The sequence below is a fragment of the Thermoanaerobaculia bacterium genome (assembly GCA_035717485.1).
In the GTDB taxonomy this organism is placed as follows: Bacteria; Acidobacteriota; Thermoanaerobaculia; order UBA5066; family DATFVB01; genus DATFVB01.
In genome coordinates, this window is the sequence record DASTIQ010000220.1 from 1 (window position 1) to 4,657 (window position 4,657).

At 68.1% G+C, this 4,657-nt stretch carries 2 protein-coding genes; both read left to right on the forward strand.

Going from position 1 to position 4,657, the window contains the following annotated elements:
* The first annotated feature begins 47 nt into the window (after positions 1-47).
* Positions 48-1,142, forward strand: a complete 1,095-nt coding sequence (locus VFS34_11845; protein ID HET9795146.1) for an efflux RND transporter periplasmic adaptor subunit — start codon at positions 48-50, stop codon at positions 1,140-1,142.
* A 194-nt stretch (positions 1,143-1,336) separates the two neighbouring features.
* Positions 1,337-4,453, forward strand: a complete 3,117-nt coding sequence (locus VFS34_11850; protein ID HET9795147.1) for a multidrug efflux RND transporter permease subunit — start codon at positions 1,337-1,339, stop codon at positions 4,451-4,453.
* Positions 4,454-4,657 lie beyond the last annotated feature (204 nt).

Here is a 4,657-nt window from a genome sequence, read left to right on the forward strand (position 1 = left end):
AAACCCTGCGCCGGTTTCTTCGTTATCATCCCGGCGAAGGGGAACGTGTGAGAAGAGGCGTCCGGATCCTGTGGAAAACTTCGATCTTCGGATCGGGGGCCGCGGCTCTTCTCCTGGCCGGGGCCTGCGGCAAGAAGGCGCCGCCGGCGCCTCCCGCGATGCCGGTCACGGTGAAGACGCTTGAGCCCACCCCGGTCCCCCAGACGACGGAGTACGTTGCGACGCTCCAGTCCCGCCAGTCGATCACGATCCAGCCCCAGGTCGAGGGGCACGTCACGAAGATCTACGTCAAATCGGGCGACCGGGTCGCGCCGGGAGCGCCGCTCCTCCAGATCGACCCGGAAAAGCAGGCGGCGACCGTGCGCGCATCGGAGGCGACCCACTCCTCGAAGGTCGCGGCGCTTCGTCTCGCCGAGGAACAGCACGGCCGGATCGCGAAGCTCTTCTCCGAGGGACTCGCGAGCCAGCAGGACCTCGATCAGGCGCAATCGGCGCTCGAGTCGGCCCGCGCGGACGCCCAGACCGCCGAAGCGCAGGTCCGGCAGGAGAGCGTCGATCTCGGCTACTACCGGGTCGACGCGCCGGCGGCCGGCGTCGTCGGCGACATCCCCGTCCGCGTCGGCGATCGGGTGACGACGTCGACGATCCTGACGACGCTCGACCGCGGAAGCGGGGGGCTCGAGGCTTACATCCCGGTTCCCGTCGAGCACTCGGCGGATCTCAAGGTGGGACTCCCGGTCGAGCTCGTCGACGACAGCGGAGCGATCCTCGCGCGGACCGCGATCAGTTTCGTCGCGCCGCGCGTCTCCGACGAGACGCAGGCGGTCCTCGCCAAGGCCCCCGTGGACGACCCGAAAGGCGCTCTCCGCCCGGCGCAGCTCGTGCGTGCCCGGATCGTCTGGAGCTCGAACCCGGCTCTGACGATCCCGGTCGTCTCGGTGGTCCGGATCAGCGGCCAGGACTTCGCCTTCGTCGTCGAGGGACCTCCCGGCGCCGCGGTCGCGCACCAGCGGCCGGTCAAGCTCGGGGACATCGTCGGCAACGACTACGTCGTGCGGGAGGGGTTGAAGCGCGGCGACCGCGTCGTCGTCGGAGGCGTCCAGAAGATCGGGGAAGGATCTCCCGTGACGCCCGAGTCGTGACCGGGGCGTCACGGGAATTCCGAAGCGCGAAACTCGAAATCCGGAACGCGCCAGAAGCATGAAGTTCGACGTCCGAAACGTGAATCGCCGCCGATCCGAGAGTTCTCTGACGGCGGGTCCGGCTTCGAGTCACGGAATTCGAGTACTCGGTTTTGTCTCGGGTTCCGGATTTCGATCGGATTTCTCGTAACCCGATGGTCGACTTCTTCATCCGCCGCCCGGTCTTCGCGAGCGTCTGCGCCCTGATCCTCGTGCTCGCGGGCGCCATCTCGATTCCGACCCTCCCGGTGGCACAGTTCCCGCAACTCGCGCCTCCCCAGATCACCATTTCGAGCTTCTACACCGGCGCCTCCGCCCAGGCGGTCGAGACGGCGGTCACGACTCCGCTCGAGCAGGCGATCAACGGCGTCGAGGGAATGCGCTACATCCAGTCGACGAGCGGCAACGACGGGAGCTCCTCGATCGTCGCGACGTTCGACCTCTCGCGGAACCTCGACGTCGCCGCGGTCGACGTGCAGAACCGGGTCGCGTCCGCCCAGGGGCGTCTCCCGAACGAGGTGAAGACGACGGGCGTCACGATCGCGAAGAACTCGAGCGCGTTCGTCATGGCGCTCGGCCTGTTCGCGCCGCACGGCGAATACGACGCGCTCTGGATCAGCAATTACGCGGACGTGTTCCTCAAGGACGCGATCAAGCGCGTGCCGGGGGTCGGCGACGTGATCATCTTCGGGGAGCGCAAGTACTCGATGCGGCTCTGGCTCGACCCGGAGCGCCTCGCCGCCCGCAAGCTGACCGCCGCGGACGTCGTCTCGGCGCTGCAGGAGCAGAACGTCCAGGTCCCGGCCGGACAGCTCGGCCAGCCTCCCGCGCCGCCCGGACAGCAGTTCCAGATCTCCGTCCGGGCCGTCGGGCGGCTGATCGACCCCGCCCAGTTCGACCAGATCGTGCTGAAGGCGTCCCCGGACGGGACCCTCGTACGCCTCCGCGACGTCGGCCGGGCCGAGCTCGGCGCCGAGAGCTACGGAACGAACCTGCGGTTCAACGGGATCGATGCGGTGGGGCTCGGCGTGCTGCAGCTCCCGACGGCGAACGCGCTCGCGGTCGACAAGGCCGTGCGGGTCGAGCTCCAGCGTCTCGCCCGGAGCTTCCCTCCGGGCCTGAAATACCAGGTCGCCTTCGATCCGACCGAGGCCGTTTCGGAGTCGATCCGCGAGGTCCTGGTCACGCTGCTCGAAGCGATCGCGCTCGTCATCCTCGTCATCTTCCTCTTCCTGCAGGACTGGCGCGTGACGCTGATCCCCGCGGTCACGATCCCGGTATCGCTCGTCGGCACGTTCACGTTCGTCAAGCTCCTCGGCTTCTCGATCAACACGCTGACGCTCTTCGGGATCACGCTCGCGACGGGCCTCGTGGTCGACGACGCGATCGTCGTCATCGAGAACATCGAGCGCCACATCCGCGAACGCCACCTCTCCGCGCCGGAGGCGGCCTCCTCGGCCATGAAGGAAGTCGCGGGAGCGGTCATCGCGACCTCGATCGTTCTGGTCGCGGTTTTCGTGCCCGTCGGGTTCTTCCCCGGCACGACCGGAATCCTCTACAAGCAGTTTGCGCTGACGATCGCCTTCTCCGTCGCGCTCTCCGCGTTCAACGCGCTCACGCTCTCGCCCGCCCTCGCGGCGAAGCTCCTCGGGCACGAGCGGGAGCATCCGACCGGCATCTTCGGACGGATCAACGCCGCGATCGCGGCGACGACGCGCCGGTACCGCGACTCCCTCGGCCGACTCGTCCGCCGCCCAAGGACGATGGGCGCGGCGTTCCTCGCCGGCCTCGTCCTGACGTTCGTCGTCTTCCGGATCGTCCCCTCCGCGTTCGTGCCCGACGAGGACCAGGGGTATTTCATCGTCGCGGTCCAGTCGCCCCCCGGCGCCTCGCTCGACTACACGAACGGCATTGCCGCCCAGGTCTCGTCGACGCTGATGCGCGAGCCGGAAGTCGCGGGGGTATTCGCCGTCGCGGGGTTCTCGTTCTCCGGGACCGCGTCCAACAAGGCGATCGTGTTCGCGCCGATGAAGCCGCTTTCGGAGCGGCGAGGCTCGAAACACGCCGTCGACGCGGTGATCGCGCGCGTGCGCGGCCCCCTCATGGGGATTCCCGGAGCGATCGTCATTCCCTTCCCGCCGCCGCCGATTCCCGGCGTCGGCCGGTTCGGCGGGTTCCAGTTCGAAGTGCAGGACCAGTCGGGCGGCTCGATCGAGCGGCTCGCCGCGGCGACCCAGGACCTCGTCGCGCGCGGCAACCGCGACCCGGCGCTGCGGGGCCTGTTCACCGACTTCACCTCGAGCGATCCTCAGCTCCTCGTCACGATCGACCGCGAGCAGGCGAAGGTCGCCGGCGTCGATCTCGCGCAGATCACCGACGCGCTGCAGGTCTACATGGGCTCGCTGTACGTCAACGATTTCGATTTCAACAACCGTGCCTACCGGGTGACCGTCCAGGCGGACCGGCGCTTCCGGAGCCAGCCCCGCGACATCCGCGCCTACCAGGTGCGGTCCGCGTCGGGAAAGATGATCCCGCTCGAGACGCTCGTCCACATCAGCGAGACGACATCGCCCCAGGTCATCAGCCACTACAACCTGTTCCGGTCCGCCGAGATCAACGGCTCACCGGCGCCGGGTTACAGCTCCGGACAGGCACTGGCGGAGATGGAGTCCGTCGCGCGGCGCGCGCTGCCGGCGGGGATCGGCTACTCGTGGTCGGGGCTCTCGCTCGAGGAGCTCGAATCGGGGGGGAAGTCGATCATGCTCTTCGGTCTCGGGATCCTCTTCGTCTATCTCACGCTCGCCGCGCAGTACGAGAGTTTCGCGCTCCCGTTCATCATCCTGCTCGCGGTGCCGCTCGCGATCCTCGGGGCGCTCCTCGCGCAGGCCCTGCGCGGGCTCCAGAACGACGTGTATTGCCAGATCGGCCTCGTCATGCTGATCGGGCTCGCCTCCAAGAACGCCATCCTGATCGTCGAGTTCGCCGAGCAGCTCCGCGCGAAGGGAATGTCGATCGCCGACGCCGCGATCGAGGCGGCGAGAATCCGTCTGCGGCCGATCCTGATGACGTCGTTCGCCTTCATCCTCGGGGTTCTTCCCCTCGTGTTCGCGAAGGGCGCCGGCCGCGCGAGCCGCCACTCGATCGGAACGACGGTGTTCGGCGGAATGATCTTCGCGACCACGCTGAACCTGCTGTTCATTCCGGTTCTGTACGTGATCGCCGAGACGGTGAGGGAGAAGAGGCGGCGGCCGGGCGCCGCGCCTCCTCCGTAGCCCGTTCGGCGTCCGCCGTGCCGAGGAGCGCCGCGAAGCTTCCCTAGACGGAGAGGAGGCGGTCGAAGAACGACCGATACCGCCTCAACGCCTGCCTCAGGTCCTCCGTCGAGATGTCGTCGCCCCGGCCCCACTGTTCCTCGAGGCTCGCCTTTTCTTTCGCGAAGGTCTCCGCCAGCCGCTGGATCGTTTCGGCGACGAGGG